Origin of the sequence: Variovorax sp. ZS18.2.2, assembly GCF_024701975.1 — a bacterium.
Taxonomy (GTDB): Bacteria; Pseudomonadota; Gammaproteobacteria; order Burkholderiales; family Burkholderiaceae_C; genus Variovorax.
On the sequence record NZ_JANLNM010000016.1, the window covers coordinates 34,084 to 53,085 of the forward strand.

The 19,002-nt window shown below is 66.7% G+C and carries 13 protein-coding genes; 8 read left to right on the forward strand and 5 right to left on the reverse strand.

Translation table 11 applies throughout. From position 1 onward, the window contains the following. Nucleotides 1-4: 4 nt before the first annotated feature. Nucleotides 5-2,059, reverse strand: a complete 2,055-nt coding sequence (locus NU688_RS33485) for a prolyl oligopeptidase family protein (protein WP_257865285.1) — start codon at nucleotides 2,057-2,059, stop codon at nucleotides 5-7. A gap of 177 nt (nucleotides 2,060-2,236) precedes the next feature. Between NU688_RS33485 and NU688_RS33490 the strand changes: the two genes are divergently transcribed. From NU688_RS33490 to NU688_RS33515, 6 genes are all read left to right on the forward strand, one after another. Beyond that, entirely contained in the window at nucleotides 2,237-3,931 is a 1,695-nt protein-coding gene (locus NU688_RS33490; RefSeq protein WP_257865286.1) for a wax ester/triacylglycerol synthase family O-acyltransferase, read from the forward strand. Between the two features lie 147 nt (nucleotides 3,932-4,078). Next, nucleotides 4,079-4,639 (forward strand): hypothetical protein, encoded by a 561-nt coding sequence (locus tag NU688_RS33495; RefSeq protein WP_257865287.1) that lies wholly within the window; start codon nucleotides 4,079-4,081, stop codon nucleotides 4,637-4,639. Nucleotides 4,640-4,788: 149 nt separating this feature from the next. Beyond that, nucleotides 4,789-5,202 carry a phasin family protein gene (locus tag NU688_RS33500; protein WP_308340356.1) on the forward strand — a complete coding sequence of 138 codons (414 nt, stop codon included), beginning with the start codon at nucleotides 4,789-4,791 and terminating at the stop codon, nucleotides 5,200-5,202. 22 nt (nucleotides 5,203-5,224) lie between these two features. Further along, nucleotides 5,225-5,860, forward strand: coding sequence for a TetR/AcrR family transcriptional regulator (locus NU688_RS33505; protein WP_257865289.1), 636 nt, complete (start codon nucleotides 5,225-5,227; stop codon nucleotides 5,858-5,860). A gap of 95 nt (nucleotides 5,861-5,955) precedes the next feature. Continuing rightward, nucleotides 5,956-6,729 carry a triacylglycerol lipase gene (locus NU688_RS33510; protein WP_257865290.1) on the forward strand — a complete coding sequence of 258 codons (774 nt, stop codon included), beginning with the start codon at nucleotides 5,956-5,958 and terminating at the stop codon, nucleotides 6,727-6,729. Nucleotides 6,730-6,838: 109 nt separating this feature from the next. After that, nucleotides 6,839-7,498 (forward strand): DUF1444 family protein, encoded by a 660-nt coding sequence (locus NU688_RS33515; protein WP_257865291.1) that lies wholly within the window; start codon nucleotides 6,839-6,841, stop codon nucleotides 7,496-7,498. Here the strand turns inward: NU688_RS33515 and NU688_RS33520 are convergent. The 4 genes from NU688_RS33520 to NU688_RS33535 form a co-directional block, all read right to left on the reverse strand. Further along, on the reverse strand, nucleotides 7,474-8,238 hold the full coding sequence (locus NU688_RS33520) for a hypothetical protein (protein WP_257865293.1): 765 nt from the start codon (nucleotides 8,236-8,238) through the stop codon (nucleotides 7,474-7,476). The genes NU688_RS33515 and NU688_RS33520 overlap by 25 nt on opposite strands. An 82-nt stretch (nucleotides 8,239-8,320) precedes the next feature. Then, nucleotides 8,321-11,539, reverse strand: coding sequence for a bifunctional cytochrome P450/NADPH--P450 reductase (locus NU688_RS33525; protein WP_257865294.1), 3,219 nt, complete (start codon nucleotides 11,537-11,539; stop codon nucleotides 8,321-8,323). A gap of 401 nt (nucleotides 11,540-11,940) precedes the next feature. Then, nucleotides 11,941-13,197: a branched-chain amino acid ABC transporter substrate-binding protein gene (locus NU688_RS33530; RefSeq protein ID WP_257865295.1), complete on the reverse strand. Its 1,257-nt coding sequence runs from the start codon at nucleotides 13,195-13,197 to the stop codon at nucleotides 11,941-11,943. Between the two features lie 29 nt (nucleotides 13,198-13,226). Next, nucleotides 13,227-13,934: a TetR/AcrR family transcriptional regulator gene (locus NU688_RS33535; RefSeq protein WP_257865296.1), complete on the reverse strand. Its 708-nt coding sequence runs from the start codon at nucleotides 13,932-13,934 to the stop codon at nucleotides 13,227-13,229. 86 nt (nucleotides 13,935-14,020) lie between these two features. Here NU688_RS33535 and NU688_RS33540 point away from each other — a divergent pair, with 86 nt between their 5' ends. Beyond that, entirely contained in the window at nucleotides 14,021-15,634 is a 1,614-nt protein-coding gene (locus NU688_RS33540; RefSeq protein ID WP_257865297.1) for an AMP-binding protein, read from the forward strand. Nucleotides 15,635-15,644: 10 nt separating this feature from the next. After that, nucleotides 15,645-18,938, forward strand: a complete 3,294-nt coding sequence (locus NU688_RS33545) for a carboxyl transferase domain-containing protein (protein WP_257865298.1) — start codon at nucleotides 15,645-15,647, stop codon at nucleotides 18,936-18,938. Nucleotides 18,939-19,002 lie beyond the last annotated feature (64 nt).

Below are 19,002 nucleotides of genomic sequence, written 5' to 3' on the forward strand. Positions count from 1 at the left end.
CGGCTCATGCCGGCTTGCCGATGTGTTGCCACAGATATGCATAGCCCAGCGCATCCATGAAGGCGGATTCCTTGTTGTCCGAGGCCGCGCTGTGCCCGCCTTCCATGTTCTCGTAGAAGCTGGTGTCGTGGCCCTGTGCGGCCAGCTTCGCGTGCATCTTGCGCGCATGCACCGGGCCCACGCGGTCGTCGCGGGTCGAGGTGGTGAAGAGCGCGGGCGGGTAGTGCGCGTCGGCCTTCGCGTTCTCGTAGGGCGAGAAGGTGCGGATGAAGGCCCACTCCTCGGGCTGGTCTGGATCGCCGTACTCCGCAATCCACGAGGCGCCGGCCGACAGGTGCGTGTAGCGCTGCATGTCGAGCAGCGCCACCTCGCTCACGATCGCGCCGTAGAGCTGCGGGTACAGCGTGAGCATGTTGCCCATCAGCAGGCCGCCGTTGCTGCCGCCCATCGCGCCCAGGTGCGCGGGCGAGGTGATCTTGCGTGCGATGAGGTCTTCGGACACGGCCGCGAAGTCTTCGCAGGTGCGCAGCCGGTTCTCCTGCAGCGCGGCCTGGTGCCAGCGCGGGCCGTACTCGCCGCCGCCGCGGATGTTGGCGATCACGTAGACGCCGCCCTGTTCGAGCCACGCGCGGCCGATGCTGCCGCTGTAGCTGGGCTGCAGCGAGATCTCGAAGCCGCCGTAGGCGTACTGCAGCGTCGGGTTCGTGCCGTCGGCCTTCAGGTCCTTGGCGGCGATCTCGAAGTAGGGCACGCGCGTGCCGTCCTTCGACACCGCGAAATGCTGGCTCACGCCGTAGCGCGACGCGTCGAAGAAGCCGGGGCTGTCCTTCAGCACCTCGGGCTCACCCCGGCCGATGGTGCCGATGTAGAGCGTGGTCGGCTGCAGGAAGCCGCTCACGGTGAGGAAGTAGTCGTCGTTCTCGTCCTCGTCGATGCCGCCGGCCGCGATGGTGGAGAGCGCGGGCGCGCCGCCCAGGCTCTCGCGCTTCCACGGGCCGCCGTCCTGCGGCGTGAGCACTTCCAGCTTGTTCACCACGTCGTGCATCACGTTGAGGATCAGGTGGTGGCGCGTCCACGAATGGCTGTCGAGCGCGGTCGTGTTGTCGGGCGTGAAGAGCACGGTGAGCTCGCGCTTGCCCGCCATGTAGTCGTCGAACTTCGCGGCCAGCAGCGAGCCCGACTTGTAGGTTGCGCCGCCCACGGTCCAGTCTTCCCGCGGCTCGATCAGCATCCACTCGCGGCAGATGTCGGTGTTGGAGTCGTCGGGCACGTCGATCTTGGTGAGCGTGCCGCCCGCGCCGCGCAGCCAGGTCTCGCTCTCGTAGAAATCGATCTGGCGCGAGACGAAGTCGCGCTCGAAGCCGGGCGTGTTGTCGCGGTAGGCGCTCACGGACATGTCCTCGTGCGCGCCTTCGTACACCGTGACGGCGGCCTCCAGCGGCGTGCCGCGCTTCCACTCCTTCACGATGCGCGGGTAGCTCGAGCTGGTCATCGAGCCGGGGCCGAAATCGGTGGCCACGTAGAGGTGGTCGATGTCTTTCCAGCCCACGTGGTTCTTCGCCTCGGGGAGCGTGAAGCCGCCCTCGACGAAGGTCTTGCTGTGCAGGTCGAACTCGCGCACCACGTCGGCATCGGCGCCGCCGCGCGAGAGCGAAACGAGGCAGCGTTGGTAGTCGGGCTCCAGGCAGTCGGCGCCATGCCACACCCAGTTCTCCTTGTCGGCCGCGGCCAGCGCGTCGATGTCGATCACGGTTTCCCATGCGGGCTGCGGCTTGCGGTACTCGGCCAGCGTGGTGCGGCGCCAGAGGCCCTTGGGGTGCTCCTTGTCGCGCCAGAAGTTGTAGAAGTTCGGGCCGATCTTGCGGACCATCGGAATCCGGTCGTCCGAGTCGAGCACTTCGAGGATGCCCGCCTCGAGCGCCTTGAAGGCGGGCGACTGTGCATACGTCTGCACGGTCTTCGCGTTCTCCTTGCGGGCCCAGTCGAGCTGGGCGTCGCCATCGATGTCTTCGAGCCAGAGGTGGTCGTCTTGCGGGGTCGGGGAGGGGGTGGACGTCATGGCCGCAGTGTACGAAGCCCCCGTGAAAAAGGCGCTGCGAGCCGTTGTTGCGGTCGCGGTCACTTTTTCATTACAGCGGAAAACCTCGGTGGAAACACTGAAGGAGGCGGGGCCCACGAACGCCATGTGCGGGGTATCCTGCCGAACGGCGCATGCCCCACCAAGGAGACACAACACATGAAACACCTGAGCGGACTTGATGCCACCTTCCTGCACCTGGAAACGCCCGAGATGCCGATGCACGTGGGCTCGCTGAATGTGCTGGACCTGCCCAAGGGCTACAAGGGCGATTTCTACGAAGACGCCAAGCAGTTCATGGCCAGCCGCATCCACCTGGCCGACGTGTTCACGCGCAAGCTCGCGCTCATGCCCTTCGACATGTCGAACCCGGTGTGGGTGGAGGACGAGGACATCGACCTCGACTACCACGTGCGCCACATCACGCTGCCCAAGCCCGGCACCAACCGCCAGCTGCAGCAGTACGTGGCGCGGCTGCATTCCACGCTCATCGACCGCAGCCGCCCGATGTGGGAGTTCTTCATCATCGACGGCTTGAAGAGCGGGCAGGTCGCGCTCTACACCAAGGTGCACCATGCCGGCATCGACGGGCAGGCCGGCGTGGAAGTGGGCAAGGCCATCTTCGACCTGGAGGCCACGGGCCGCGTGGTGAAGCCGCCGCGCTCGCGTCCGCGCGCCCACAACTACCAGCTCGGCATGGCCGAACTCGCGACCGCGGCGCTGCGCAACACGGCGCAGCAGTACGTCAAGCTCTTCAAGATGGCACCAGCCATCGCGCGTGCGATCGGCGGCCTCGCCAAGCCCGACGAAAAAGCCGCCGAGAAGGCCACGGCCACCGCGCCGAAGAAGTTCAACCTCTTCGCGCCGCGCACCTCGCTCAACGTGTCGATCACCAACCAGCGCACCTTTGCCGGCCGCACCATCTCGCTGGCCGAGACCAAGTACATCGCCAAGCACTTCGGCGTGTCGCTCAACGACGTGGTCATGGCCACCGTGGCCGGTGCGCTGCGCCACTACCTGGCCGACAACAACGAACTGCCCGCCAAGCCGCTGGTGGCCGGCGTGCCGGTGAGCCTGCGCGAAGCGGGCGACGACACGGCCAACAACCAGGCCAGCATGATCCTGGTGAGCCTGGCGACCGACATCACCGACCCGATCCAGCGGCTGAAGGCGATCAATGCGTCGTCGAACAGCTCCAAGTCGACGATGAACCGCTTCAAGGCCGTGATCCTCGATGACTTCCCCACCTTCGCCGCGCCCTGGCTGGTGTCGGGCATCGCCTCGATGGTGGGCCGCTCGGGCCTCGTGAATCTGCTGCCGCCGGCCGCCAACGTGGCCATCTCCAACGTGGCGGGCGCGCCGTTCCCGATGTACTTCGCGGGCGCCCTGGTCACCTGCTACTACCCGGTGTCGATCGCCAGCCACGGCACGGCGCTCAACGTGACGGTGCAGAGCTACAACGGCCGCATGGACTACGGCCTCATCGCCTGCCGCCGCGCGGTGCCCGACATCACCGAGATCGGCGACTACATGCTGGCCGAGCACAAGCTGCTGATGGAGCTGACGCAGAAGCACCCGTCCGCGGCCGGCGTCACAGCCCCCAAGCCCGCGCCCGTTGCGGCCCATGCGCCGGATGTCGAGGAGGCCGCGCCTGCCGCCGCCAAGAAGCCGGCAGCACGCAAGAAGGCGCCGGTGAGCGCAACCGCCAAGAAGTCCGCGCCGGTCAAGGCTGCGGCCAAGAAGGCGCCCGCGAAGAAGGCAGTCAAGACACCCATCAAGACGACCGCCAAGCCTGTAGCCCGAAAGGCCGCACCGGCCAAGCGGGCCAGTGCCCCCAGGGCGGCAGCGGCATGATCAGAGGGCAGTAGAGGGCACTGGGCCCGAAAATTGGGGCAGTTGGACTAGTTTTCCGACGGTTCTAGTTTTGCAGGCCTAGGCCCTTCGGAAGAAGATGGGCCCATCGCATCCAGCGACCCATTCAACTTCAAGGAAATCTTCATCATGTCCACGCAAACCACCCTCGCTTCCGCAGCCATCCACGTCGTCGGCCAATACAACGACGCGGGCAAGACCCTGGTCGGCGCCTACCGCACCGGCGTGCATCGCCTCCTGGGCGGCGCCGCTACGCGCTACAGCAACTTCCTGGGCAGCCGCCAGATTCCGCTGGTGAGCGAACAGATCAAGGCCAACCTGATCGGCGCGCAAGAGAAGGTCAACGGCTTCCTGGCCAACCGCCTGGACATCGACACCAGCCGCATCGTCTCGGTGATGGACCGCGTTGCCGCCGGCACCACCAGCGGCATCGAAACCGTCGCCGGCCGCGTGGCCCGCGTCGAATCGCCTGTTGCCACCTCGGTGCTGAACACGCTGAACGCCATCAACCAGCCGATCGCCACCGTCTCGGTGCAGATCGCCGACCGCATCGCCGCCGGCGCCAAGCAAATCGAAACCCGCGTGGCTGGCCTGGACAGCGAAAGTGCCAAGCCCGTGCGCACGGTGAAGGCCAAGGCCCCCGTGGCCAAGAAGCCGATCCGCCGCGCTGCTGCCCGCAAGGCGGCCTGATCCCCGAGGCGCTCTGCGCCTCTTTTTCTTTCTGCTATCTGGAGCACCACTGAATGGCGACCCGCACTGACGAAACTGCAAAGTTGAAGAAGAAGGCGACGCCTGCGAAGAACGCTCCGGCCAAAGCTCCGGTTGGGAAGAAAGCCGCGGTGTCCCGCAAGGCCGCGCCCGCAGCAAAGAAGACCACCACCGCCGCACCCGGCAAGGCCGAAGGCCTGCTGCGTGCCGGCCTCAAGGCGCTGGACAACGTGCGCAACGACGTCGCCAAGCGCCAGGCCAATGTCATCGAAGGCCTGCTCGGCATCGGGCAGGGCAAGACCGATGCGGCGGCCGGAGCCAAGGCGGCGCTTACCCGCGGCTTTCCCAGCCTCGACAGCTTCGGCATCCGCAAGTTCGAGGACGTGTTCGACCAGCGCGTCGCCACCGCCCTGCAACGCCTGGGCATGCCGAGCGCGGAAGAAGTGCAGGCGCTGCGCGAAGAAGTGGCGCACCTGCGCGAACGCCTCGCGCAACTCGAAAGCAACGCCGGCCCCCGCCGCAGCGACGGCACCAGCAAACGCTGAGCGACGACAACGCAAGCCGGTTGTGGCCAGCTCCAACACCACGCGCGATCGCATCCTGCAGACCAGCCTCGCGCTGTTCAACGCGGAAGGCCTTGCGGCCGTGTCGACGCACAAGATCGCCGCCGAGCTCGGCATGAGCCCGGGCAATCTTCACTACCACTTCAAGGCCAAGCAGCTGATCGTCGAATGGCTGTTCCGGCGTTTCGAGCAGCGGCTCGAAGCCCTCAACGGTTCGTCGACATCGATCTCGGCCATCGATGACCTCTGGCTCGCGTTGCACCTGCGCTTCGAGGCCATCGACGAATACCGCTTCATCTACCGCGACATGGCCTTCCTGGCCAGCGAATACCCAACCCTCGGCCAGCGCGCGCAGGCGCTCACCGCGCAGAACCTGCTGGCCGCGCAAACGCTGTGCGAAGGGCTTGTCGCCTCGGGCGTGATCGAGACCAGTGCCGAGCAGGCGCGCATCCTCGCGCTGCAGATGGTGTTCACCACCACCTGCTGGCTGTCGTTCGAGCGACTGGTGCCCGGGCGCGATGCCTTGGCGCAGGCCGATCCCGGTTTGGCGGCTTTCTACACGCTCACGCTGGTTTCTCCGTATGTTTCCAGCGAATCGAGGGCTTACCTTGATTACCTGAGGGGCAAATACCTCGGATAAATGACGATGTCGTCCGACGGGAGAGTGCAACCATGGCCCCTCATGCTCGTCCTATAAAACAGAAAACGCTAAAGACCCGAAAGGAAGCCGCCTCCATGACCACCGCCACCCACGACCACATCGCGCCGCCTTCGCGCCTGCTGCTGCTGGCCGAAGCGCGCGCCCTCTGGGAAACAGGTGCCGGCATCGCCATGTGGCCACTGCTGCAACTCACACCGCGCGGCGACGGGCACCCGGTGCTCGTGCTGCCGGGCCTGGTGGCGAGCGACGTTTCCACCCTGCTGCTGCGCCGCTACCTGGCGAGCCGCGGCTACGACGCCCATGGTTGGGGCCTGGGCCGCAACCTCGGTCCGCGCGAAGGCGTGGAAGACGGCATGGTCGAGCTGCTCAAGACCCTGAACGACAAGAGCGGCCAGAAGGTCAGCGTGATCGGCTGGAGCCTGGGCGGCGTCTATGCGCGGCTGCTGGCCTCGGCCCATTCGGGCCTGATCCGCAATGTCATCACCCTGGGCAGCCCGTTCTCCGGCAGCCCGCGCGCCACCAATGCCTGGCGCGTGTACGAAGGCGTGAGCGGCCAGAGCTCGCACGATCCGCGCCGCATGAAGTTCGTCGAACCCACGCCGCCCGTGCCGACCACTTCGATCTTCAGCCGCACCGATGGCGTCGTCGCCTGGCGCTGCAGCATCGAGAAGACCGGCCCGCAGTCGGAAAACATCGAAGTGATGGCGAGCCACCTGGGGCTCGGCGCGCACCCCGCGGTGCTCTATGCGGTGGCCGACCGGCTGGCGCAACCCGAGGGGCAGTGGAAGCCGTTCAATCGCGGGCTCCTCGGGCCGCTGGTCTATCCCGACCCCGACCGCGATTTGTAAAGCGGGGGATATCCAGAATCTAAAAGCCGGCAGTCGCCGGCTTTTTTATTTCGACCCATGACTTCTTGCACTTGTTGCGCCGTGGGGCCGTCCGAACAATCCGGACACCATGAAGCCGAACCCACCCCGGATCTATCCGCGCATCAAGCACGTCAGCTTTCTCGATACGGTCCAGGGCGGCAACCGGGAGGCGCAGACACCCGTTGCCCATCCCCTTGCCGGAGATGCGGGCCTGCTGGTTACCTACGCCATCGATGAACCCGCGCAGCCCGTCCCGCTCACGCAGGAGCACATGGACGAACTGGGGCTCAACGCGCAGAAGCTCCACGAACTGGCGATGGAGAACCTGATCCGCAAGACGGGTCCGAAGCTCGGCGCGCAAGACCTCGTCATGTACCAGGCGCTGGTCGCAGGCGACGGGTTCGAAGCCAGCACGCTGCTGCTGCCCGGTCTCTGGGAAACACTGGCGGAGGGTTTCGAAGGGGAACTGCTCGCGGTCGTGCCGAGCAGGAACACGGTCTACTTCATGGACGGCGGTGCCAAGCGCCAGCTCGCGGGACAGCAGCTCACGGCCCGCACGATGCTTGACCTCATGTGCGCGACCGCGGCCGACATCAAGGTGCAGGCCAGGGAGCACGGCCTCTCGGACAAGGTGATGGCGTTCACGCCGGACGGCTGGCAGATTCGCGGCTCTTTCGAAGACCACGCCTCGGCGCTCGGAGGCTCATCGCCGCACGCAATCACTCACGGACAGAACTTGTCGAAGTAGGCTTTCAGCGAATCGCCGCCCTCGGGCAGCGACGCCTTGACCGAGCCCGTCCGGCCGTCGATGGTCGACACGCTGAATGCCACGGATTTTCCGGCGATGAGCGCATCGCGGAACGCCACCGCGTTGTCCGCCGCAATGTTGAAGGACGTGCGAGAAAACTGCCTGGCATCGAAAGTCTTGCCGTCGACCTCGACCACCATCGTGCCGCGCTCCTTGCCCTTTGGGTCGTAGCCGGCCTCGAACGGAACCTCCACCGACGCGGCCCATTTCTGATTGCTCGAACTGCCCCAGGTGGCCGGGCATTGCAATCGGATGCGTGTGTTCCGAAAGGCCATCGGTCCTTCGTTCTTCAGCCCCGCGAACGTCAGGTAGGCCCCGCCCTGGAAGCTGCTGGCGTTGCCGGCGCTGGGCGCGGTGATTTGCCAGCGCTTGCCGGCCATCACGTCCATCATGCCGCTCAGGGCTTCGATGTCCGCGACATCCGATGGGCCCTTGAAGCCCAGCGCCGCGTAGCAGGCCAGCTTTTCCTTGTCGTCGGCGATCGCCACGCATTCGGCCAGCTTGTAGCCCTGCGCCGAGATGACGCGCGCGGCGGTGTCGAACACCGCCGGCAGTGGCTGCGTCGATGCCGATGAGCTGCCGGCCTTGGCTGCCGGTGCGCTGGGGGTCTTGTCGCAGGCTGCCAATGCAGCGGCTGCGATGACCAGCAGCACTGCCGTCGCCATTCGATCGAGATTCATTTTTTTCGAACTCCCTGGTCTTGTCTGTTGATCCGGATCCAGCGCTTTTTAGCACGGCCGGATGAACGCTACCGGAAAGCGCTCAGCTGCCTGCCCACACGTCCAGCACATAGCGTTGGTCGGCAATCATCTTGTCCATCCAAGCCGTGCTGTCGTGGCCGTGCTCGCGCGCGATGTCGGTCAGCGTGCGCCGCACGTCGGGCTCCATGCGCGAGCCGTCGCCGCACACGTAGATCACGCCGCCGGCTTCGAGCAGCTTCCACACGGCCGCGGCCTGCTCGCGGATCAGGTCCTGCACATACACCTTGCGCTCGCCCGAGCGCGAGAACGCGGTGTGCAGCTTCATCAGGCCGCGGTGCGACCAGGCCTGCAATTCCTCGGCATAGATGAAGTCCTGCTCCGGGTGGCGGCAGCCGAAGAACAGCATCGCCTCGCCCAGCGCCTCGCCGCGCTCGATGCGTGCCGCGCGTTCCTGCAGGAAGCCGCGGAACGGCGCGAGGCCGGTGCCGGGGCCGATCATGATCAGCGGACGGTTGGCGTCCTCCGGCAGGCGGAAGCCCTCGGCCGTGGTCTCGCGGATCACGCCATGCACCGTGTCGCCCGCCTCGGCGCGCGCCAGGTAGTTGGAACACACGCCCTCGAAGATGCCGTTGCCAGAGAGCGCAGGTTCGCTCACCACGCCCACGGTCACGCTGCAGCGGCCCGGTGTCATCGCCGGTGACGAGGAGATCGAGTAGTAGCGCGGTGACAGCGGCGACAGCATTTCCAGGAACACCGCGAACGGCACCTGGCAGGCGCGGTGTTCTTCGAGAAGTTCGAGCAGCGACTTGCGCTTGTGCAGCACCTCGGCCTTGTACGCGGCCTGCGAGGCCTCGTCGCTGCCCGAGAGTGCCGCGAGCTTCGGCTTGGTGAAGGGGCACTCGGTGTAGGCCGCGAGCGTGGCGATCTGCTTGCGCGTGGCCACATCCTGCAGCTCGACGTAGTCGCCCAGCAGGCGGTCGACCGCGATCACCTGGTCCACCGGCAGCGCGGCCTTGCGGCCCGGCACGGCTTGCAGGCGCACATGCGCGGAGCGGTCGAAGCCGAAGCGCGCCATCGCTCGCTCGACCTGCGCGGGGCTGTTGCGCGGCACCACGCTCAGGTGGTCGCCGGGTACGTAGTTCACGCCCTCAGGCAGCATCAGCTCGACGTGGCGGGTGGAGCGGCTGTTGTCGCCCTCGCTGCCGGGGCTTTGCAGTTCGCGGTTCTCGACGACGCGCAATGCCACGGCGCCCAGCGCATCGACCAGCGCGTTCTTCTGCGGCGGCGGCAATTCCTCGAGCGTGTAGAGCGGCTCGGCCTCGGCCGGCGTGTCGGCGCCGGCCTTGATGCCGAAGGCCTTCACCAGCGTCGGCCAGAGCGCATCGCTCCAGTCCTGGAAGGCGCCGTCCATGTCTTCGCGCGCATCGCCTTCGCCGCGCGGATGCACGCGCGTGGCGCCCAGCGTTTCGAGCCGTTCGTCGATGCGGCGCGGCACGGCCTGGTAGGTGGCGGCCCAGTCGGTGTTGCCGCAGCCGAACACGCTGAAGCGCACGCCGTTGAGCGCATCGTCGGCCTTGTCGAGCCAGCGATGGAACTCGGCCGCGTTGTCGGGCGCCACGCCGTTGTACGAGGCGCAGACGATGGCGACCGCGCCGTTGGCCGGCAGCCGCTCGGCGTAGTCGTCGAGCGAGGCGACCTGCGTGGAGAAGCCGCGCAGTTCGCCTGCCTCGGCCAGTTGCCGCGCGAGGTCTTCGGCGGTGCCGAGGTTGGAGCCCTGCAGCACCAGCAGCGAGGTCCCGTGGCGTGCCGCCTGGGGCTTGCGCACCACTGGCTTGGCGGGTGCGTCCGGCGTGGCAGCGGCCTCGCCGTTGCCGCGCGGGCGCGAGGCCGGATCGCGCAGCAGCGCCTTGATCTTGAAGTTCTCCGGCTTGATCGTCAGCGCTTCCTTGATCTTGAGCTTGTAGCCCGTGTGATCGACCAGGTTGAAGCGCTGCAGGATCATGCCCAGCGTGAGTACCGCCTCTTGCAATGCGAACTGCCGCCCGATGCAGGCGCGCTGCCCATTGCCGAAGGGCTTGAAGGCATTCACCGGCCGCTCGCGCTCGGCCTCGCGGCTGAAGTTGTCGGGGTTGAACTGGTCGGCGTTCTCGCCCCAGATGGCCTTGTCACGATGCAGCGCGAGCGCATGCATGATGACCATGTTGTTCTTCTTGATCGTGTACTGCCCACCGATGGTCGTGTCTTCCTTGGCGCGCATCGAGATCGCGGGCGCAGTGGGGAACATGCGCAGCGACTCCTTCAACACCTGCATCACATACTGCAGGCGATTGACCTGCGCATAGGTGGGTTTCTGCGAGGTGTCGCCGCCGAACACGCTGTCGACCTCGGCCTGCGCCTTGGCCATCGCCTCGGGGTTGTTCAGGAGGAAGTAGATCGCGAAGGAAAGCAGGCCGCTGGTGGTCTCGTGGCCCGCGATGAGGAATTCGATGCACTCGTCACGGATCATCTTGTCGGTGAGCTGCTCGCCGCTCTTCTTGTCCACGCCCGCGATCATGTAGCTCAGAAGGTCGGGCTTGGTGGCGATGTCGGCACCGCTCGTGCGACGCTCCTCGATGATGTCTTCCACCATCTTGTGCATGTAGCGGATGTCCTTGCGCTGCTGCGCGAGCTCCTTCTTGAGCATCAGCTCCTCGAGCGGCAGGCCCCGGCGGTTCTGCACCGTCTCCAGCGTACGCACCATCGCATCGACGAAGGGATGGAAGCCCTCGCGGTAGAACGAATTGAAGCGGTAGCCGAAGCCGCACAGGCCGATGGTGTCCAGCGTGAGCGCGGTCATGTCGCGCACCACGTCCACCTCTTCATCGAAGTTCAGCCGCTCCCACTTGGTGACCAGTTGCCCCGCGATGTCCAGCATCATCGGGTGATAGGCCTGCATCGCGCGTTGGCTGAAGTTGGCCAGGAGGATGTTGTGCGGCTTCGACCACGTCTCCTCGTGCGTGTCGGAGGTGAAGAGGCCGTGCGATGCGGCGCGCAACCGGCGCAGTGCGCCGCGCGTGCTCTTGTCGAAGCGGGCCTCTTCGCAGAGCTCGTCGACCAGCGCGGGCGACGACACCACGATCACCGGCATGCCCGGCATGTCGAGCCAATAGATGCCGCCGAGATCCTGCGCGATCTTCCACATGTCGAGCACTGGAGAGTCGGAGCCGATCGACAGCAGGTTCCCGACGAAGGGTTTCTTCGCCGGATGCGGGATCGGATAGAGCGAGTTTTTGCCTGCCATGGGTGCCTTGTTGTGCCTTCGGTATGGACCCGCTTCGGATGTCCGGGATGCGAATCCGGAGTATCCCGATGGCACGGCGGTGGGCGGGACGGGGTTTCCCTAAGGGCGTTCTGGGAGTTCAGGGCCGCGATCCCGCCGACGGGGTACCTTGCTCCGCGAATGTCCCCCGGCTTCGCCTCCTCCTTGATTTCGCTGCGCAAGGCACCCCATCGGCGCGCTCGGTTTCAGAGCAGTCGTTGATCAGCGATATGCCAGCAGTGCGTCCAGGTGCGCAGGGCATCGGGTGCTCCCCGCAGCGAAATCAAGGAGGAGGGCGAAGCCCGGGGGACATTCGCGGAGGGGAGTACCCGGTGGCCTGTGCACGTACCCCGAAAGAACTCAATCAGTCCCAGGCAAAGCGTTCAAGGCCGAACCATCTTGCACTCGGTCCCCTGTGCCAGCTCGTTCCCGCTATAGATAGCATCGGTGCGAAAGCCGTAGTTCGTCCCTTCCCAACCCACCTTCACCGCCTTGCCGTCCACAGGCGCGATGGTGTTCACCACCTGCGGCAGCAGCAGCTGGTGGTCTTCGGCCCGCATGCGCACCGTACCGACCACCGAATCGAAGCTCAGGTCTTCGAGCGCCCGGGCCACTTTCACGGTGTCGGCGCTGCCGGCCTTGTTGATGGCCAGCGCCAGGAGGCGCGGCGTCATGTCGATGCGCGGCGCGAGAAAGTCTTTGCCGGTCTTCGCCTTGTAGGCCTTGGCGAGCGCATCGGCCTTCGGCGTGTCGGCCTGGCCCGGATGCCACTCGGCCACCCAGGTGAGCTGCCCCGTCTTCGCCTGCGACACCGCAGTGACCGTGCCCGGCACCGAGCCCGCGCTGTGGTTGAAGTAGCGCAGGTTGTAGCCCGCATCGCCCGCGGCCTTGAGCAGCAGCGTCATGTCCTGCCCCCAGTTGCCGGTGATGACCGAATCGGCGCCGCTCTGGCGGATGTTGGCGATGTAGGGCGCGAAGTCTTTCACGCGGCCGATGGGGTGCAGCGCCTCGCCCACGAACTGCACGTCGGGCCGCGCGAGACCCACCATCTGCCGGCCGTAGCTGGCCCACTGCTTGCCGTGCGCGTAGTCCTGGTTGAGCAGGTAGACCTTCTTCACGTCGGACGTCTTCTTGATGTAGTTGGCCAGCGCCTTCATCTTCATCGCGGTGTTGGCCTCGGTCTGGAAGTGCCAGAAGCTGCAGCCCTTGCCGGTCATCTCGGGGTCGATGGAGGAGTGGTTCAAGACGATGAGTTCCTTGCCCGGATTGCGCTGGTTCCAGCGCGCCACCGACTGCACCAGCGCCGTGACCACCGACGAGCCCGAGCCGCCGGTCACGATTGCCTTCGCGCCCTGGTCGATGGCCGCCTGCAGCGCGCTCTGGCTTTCCTGCGCCGAGAGCTTGCTGTCGAACTGCAGCAGCTGCAGCTTGGTGCCGCCGAGCACTCCCCCCCTGGCGTTGATGTCCTCGATGGCGTACTGCGTGTGCATCAGCATCAGCTCGCCGACGTTGGCGAAGGGGCCGGAAAGCGGATCGATGTAGGCGATCTTGTAGGTCGGCTGCTGGGCATGCGTGGCACCTGCGATGCAAAGCAGGGAGGCGAGCGCGATCGGCGCCAGTGGCGCGTGCTTGAACTTCATGGGTTTGTCTCCGGGAGGGGTTTTGTTCGTCAGTCTCTGGCGTGCAGCCCGATCACGCGGCTCGCGAGCTTCGTGAGTTCGGCCACCACCTCGTCGGGCGAGAGCCGGCCGCCGGGGCGGTACCAGCTGTACAGGAAGCCCGGCAGGCTGCAGGCCGCGAGCGCGGTGATCTTGGTCTCGCCGAAGTCGAGGTCGCCGTCGCGCCGTGCCTCTTCGAGCAGCGGGCACAAGAGGTCGTAGAAGTGGTGCGCGAGCTTCTTCTGCGCCGCGATGTACTCGGGCCGGTACACCTGCGGCTCGCGGTATGCAAAGAAGGCGACCGGGTGATGCGCGATGGTCGCGCGAATCAGCCGCTCGATGCCCTCGAGCACCTTCTCGCTCGCGCGGCGCGGGTCGTCGGCCGCGAAGTCGAGCGCGGTGAAGCAGTCGACCGCGGGACGCCACGACAGCGTCTCGAAGATCTCCTGCTTGTCGCGGAAGTAGTAGTACACGAAGGGCTTGGTCACGCCGAGCGCGCGAACGATCTGCGCCATCGTCGTGTTGGCGTAGCCCTGCGCGGCGAAGAGCTGCGCGGCCGCCTGCAGGATGCGCTCGCGCTGCGCGTCGGTGCTCTGTGTGGCCGCGCGCTGACGGCCCGTGCCCTGCGGTAAGTGCGGCTGCGCCGTGGTGGCGGTCGCTGTCTTGTCGGCTTTGTCGGCCCCAGAGGGTTTGTGCCGTGTCGCGGAAGTTATACCCATGGGTAGGATTGTTCGTGCACCATGCACCCATTGGCAAGCGCCTGCCCCGCGCAGGCGGCTATCGATAACCCTGAGAAAGAGACGCCATGGAGACACTGCCCGACCGTCCGCAACAGCCCCTGCACGAATACCTGCGCACCCATGCGCGAGAGCGCGGCGAGCACGCCGCCTGCATCTGGTACGGCCACGCGATGAGCTGGTCCGAGCTCGACCGTGCGAGCGATGCCTTCGCCGCGCGGCTGCAGGCTGTCGGCGTGAAGAAGGGCGAGCCGGTGGTGCTCTTTCTCAACAACTGCCCGCAGTACCTGGTCGCGCACTTCGGCATCCAGAAGATCGGCGCCATCGTCTGCCCGAGCGGCCCGCTCAACAAGGAGCACGAACTGGCCTACCAGGTCAACGACCTGAAGGCGCGCGTGATCGTTGCGGCCGCGCCGCTCTTGCCGGTGGTGCGCAAGGTGCAGCCCGAGAGCGCGCTCGCGCATGTGTTCGTGGTGCACTACGCCGATCTGCTGCCTGCGCCGGCCGCGCTCGATCTGCCTGCGGAACTTGCCGCCGAGCGGAAGACCGAGCGCAACGTGCCCGACGATTGCGAAGACTTCCTCGCGGTGATGAAGTCCGGTGCGAAGCCTGGGGCGGTGTCCATCGACATGGACGACGTCGCGCTCATGACTTACACCTCCGGCACCACGGGTCTCCCCAAGGGCGCGATGCTGAGCTACGGCAATGCGCTCTTCAAGACGCGTGCAGTGGTCGATTGCAACGGCGTGCGCCCGGACGACGTGCTGCTCTCCATCGCGCCGCTGTATCACATCGCCGGCATGCTGATGGGCGTGAACGTGCCGGTGTTGAGCGGCGCCACCTCGGTGCTGCTGCACCGCTTCGATCCACGTGCGGTACTGCAGGCCATTGCCATGCACAAGGTGAGCTGGTGGTACAGCATCGCGCCGATGAACGTGGCGTGCATGCAGGTGCCCGACATCGCGGACTTCGACCTCGCGAGCCTGAAGATGAACCCGGTGACCAGCTTCGGCATCACCTTCACCGAACCGCTGGCCGCGCAGTGGCGCTCGCATGCCGCGAACTGCAGCTCGTTCGAGGCCGCTTACGGCCTGAGCGAAACCCACACCTGCGACACCTACACGCCGCACCATGCGCCGCGCTGGGGCACGCAGGGCATTGCGGTGCCGGGCGTGACGATCCGCATCGTGGATGCCGATACACAGGCCGACCTGCCCACCGGTGAGGTCGGCGAGATCGTGCTCGCCAGCGCGGGCTCGTTCAAGGGCTACTGGAACAAACCCGAAGCCACGGCCGCCACGCTGCGCAACGGCTGGGTCCACACGGGCGACATGGGCAAGCTCGATGCCGATGGCTACCTGACCTTCATCGGCCGCTTCAAGGAAATGATCAAGGTCTCGGGCTACAGCGTGTTCCCGGAAGAGGTCGAGACCATCCTCATCAAGCATCCCGCCGTGGCGCAGGCTGCGGTGATCGCGCAGCCCGACGCCGAGAAGGGCGAGGTCGTGAAGGCGTTCATCGTGCGCAAGCCCAATGCGGAACTCGATGTCGACGGGCTCATTGCCTGGTCGCGCGACAACATGGCGAGCTACAAGGCGCCGCGCGCGGTGAGCTTCATCGATGCATTGCCCACCACCGGCGCCGGCAAGGTGCTGCGCCGGTTGCTCAAAGACAAGAACTGAAAGACATCGCGTGTTCTCCAAAGTCCTGATTGCCAACCGCGGCGAGATCGCCGTGCGGCTGGTGCGCGCCTTGCGCGATCTGGGTATCGCCAGCGTGGCGGTGCATGCGCGCGACGATGCGTCGGCGCTTCATGTGCAGTTGGCAGACATCGCCGTGGCGCTCGATGCGACCGGGCCGTCTGCATATCTGGACGTGGCGGCGCTGATCGCGGTCGCGAAAGCGCAGGGCTGTGATGCGGTGCATCCCGGCTATGGCTTCCTGAGCGAGCGTGCGGATTTCGCTGCGGCGTGCGCGGATGCGGGGCTGGTCTTCATCGGGACGACGCCCGAGCAGCTGGGCCTGTTCGGCGACAAGGCGCGCGCACGCGAACTCGCCACGCAATGCGACGTGCCCGTGATGCCCGGCAGCGCGGGCGCCGTGACGCTCGCAGAGGCGCAGGCCTTCTTCGCCGAGCAGCATGCGCAAGGTGCGGGCGTGATGGTCAAGGCCATCGGCGGTGGCGGTGGGCGCGGCATGCGCGCGGTGCTGAATGCCGAGGAACTGCCCGAGGCGCATGCGCGCTGCATGTCCGAGGCCAAGGCGGCGTTCGGCATTGAGGGCGTGTACGTCGAGCGGTTGATGCGTAATGCGCGGCATATCGAGGTGCAGGTGCTGGGCGACGGGCAGGCCGTGGCGAGCCTCGGCGAGCGCGAGTGCACCTTGCAGCGGCGCTTCCAGAAGCTGGTGGAGATAGCGCCCAGTCCGTCGCTGCCGGAGGCGCTGCGAGCGCAGGTGACGCAGGCTGCGCTGCGCATGGCGAAGACGGTCGGCTATCGCGGCCTCGGCACCTTCGAATTTCTTGTCGATGCGGTATCGGCGACGCTGCCCTTCGTCTTCATCGAGGCGAATCCGCGTCTGCAGGTCGAGCACACGGTGACCGAGGCTGTCACGGGCCTCGACCTGGTGCAGCTACAGATCGCGGTGGCGGCCGGCCAGTCGCTGAGCGCATTGGGCGTGGAGGCCGATCGCACGGCGCTGCAGCGCGGCTTCGCGGTGCAGTGGCGCATCAACGCCGAGACGCTCGATGCGCAGGGCAATGCGCGGCCCTCGGGCGGCACGCTCGCACGCTTCGACCTGCCGAGCGGGCCGGGTGTACGCGTCGATACGCACGGCTATGCGGGCCTTGCGCCTTCACCGCACTACGACACGCTGCTCGCCAAGCTGATCGTGCATTCGCCGTCGCCGAACTTTGCCGATGCGCTGCGGCGCTCGCTGCGCGCACTGGACGAATGCCGCATCGACGGCATCGCGACCAATCTCTCGCTGCTGCGCGCCATTGCCGCGCGGCCCGAGTTCGCGACGCAGGCGGTGCATACGCGTTTCGTCGAAGCGCATCTGGGGGATCTGCTGGCCGCTGCGGCATCGCTTGAAAAGCATGCGAAGACAATGGTTCCTGCCGTGGCGCTGACGGTGACCTCTGCGGTCGATGAAGCAGACGAACTTACCGTCAGATCCCCGATGCCCGCAAAGCTGGTGCAGTTCGAAGTGGCCGTCGGCGACGTGCTCCCCGCCGGCGCGCAGCTCGGCGTGCTCGAAGCCATGAAGATGGAGCATCTGCTGCATGCGCCCGTTGCGGGCCGCGTGGTCGCACTGCTCGCAGAGCCCGGCGACTATCTCGTCGAGGGGCAATCGCTGGTCCGTCTGGAAGCCGTCGATGCGCAAGCCGTCGAAGCCGAGGCGCGCACCGAGCACGACCTCGACGCGATCCGCCCCGATCTGCAAAAGGTGATCGACCGCCACGCGCCCACGCTCGACGCCAACCGCAAGCCAGCCGTCGACAAGCGCCACGCGCAAGGCGGTCGCACCGCACGCGAGAACATCGCCGACCTCTGCGACACAGCCGCCGACCCCGGCAACTTCATCGAATACGGCGCACTCGCCATCGCAGCGCAAACGCGCCGCCGCACGCTCGAAGACCTGATCGCCAACACGCCGGCCGACGGCATGGTCACGGGCCTCGGCAGCATCAACGCCAAACAGTTCGGCCCCGAGACATCGCGCTGCGCCGTGCTCGCCTACGACTACACGGTGCTCGCCGGCACGCAGGGCATGCGCAACCACCACAAGACCGACCGGCTGCTGTCGGTGGCGCATCAGCTCAGCCTGCCGGTGGTGCTGTTCGCCGAAGGCGGTGGCGGCCGGCCGGGCGACACCGACATGCCGATCGTCGCGGGCCTCAACAACCACACCTTCAGCCAGTTCGCCGCGCTCTCGGGCAAGGTGCCGGTGGTCGGCATCGTGCATGGCCGCTGCTTCGCGGGCAATGCGGCGCTGCTGGGCTGCGCGGACGTGATCATCGCCACGCGCGGCAGCAACATCGGCATGAGCGGGCCCGCGATGATCGAAGGCGGCGGGCTCGGCACCTTCGCGCCGGAGCAGATCGGGCCGAGCAGCGTGCAGTCGCGCAACGGCGTGATCGACATCCTCGTGGAGGACGAAGCCGCCGCCGTCGCCGCCGCGAAGCAATACCTCTCGTACTTCCAGGGCCCGACCACCGACTGGCAATGCGCCGATCCGCGCACGCTGCGCCACGTGGTGCCCGAGAACCGCCTGCGCGTGTACGACGTGCGTGCCGCGATGCGCGGCGTGGCCGATACGGGCTCGCTGCTCGAGCTGCGCGCAGGCTTCGGCGCGGGCATCGTCACTGCGCTTGCACGCATCGAGGGCAAGCCAGTCGGGCTGATGGCCAACAACCCGCATCACCTCGGCGGCGCGATCGATGTGGAGGCTGCCGACAAGTCCGCGCGCTTCATGCAGCTGTGCAATGCGCACGGGCTGCCCATCGTCTCGCTGTGCGACACACCCGGCTTCATGGTCGGCCCGGAGATCGAAGCACAGGCGCAGGTGCGCCACGTGTGCCGCATGTTCATGGTGGCGTCGCACCTGCGCGTGCCCTTCTTCGCGGTCGTGCTGCGCAAGGGCTATGGCCTCGGTGCGCAGGCGATGACGGCCGGCGGCTTCGATGCGCCGGTGTTCACCGTGGCCTGGCCCACGGGCGAGTTCGGCGCGATGGGGCTCGAGGGCGCGGTGCGACTGGGCTTTCGCAAGGAGCTCGCGGCAGTGCCCGAAGGCGCCGAGCGCGATGCGCTCTTCAAGAAGCTCGTGGCGCAGCAATACGCGAACGGCGAGGCGATCCACATGGCGCAGACGCTGGAGATCGACGCGGTCATCGATCCGGCCGAAACCCGCACCTGGCTGGTGCGCGGGTTGACCTCCGCCACGCGTGCTGTAGCACCTGTTTCTCCCTATGTAGACACTTGGTAGGCGCACGCTAGACCTCGTCACGCACGAGGGCAAGGTGGCTCCGTACACTGGGCCGCTTTGCACG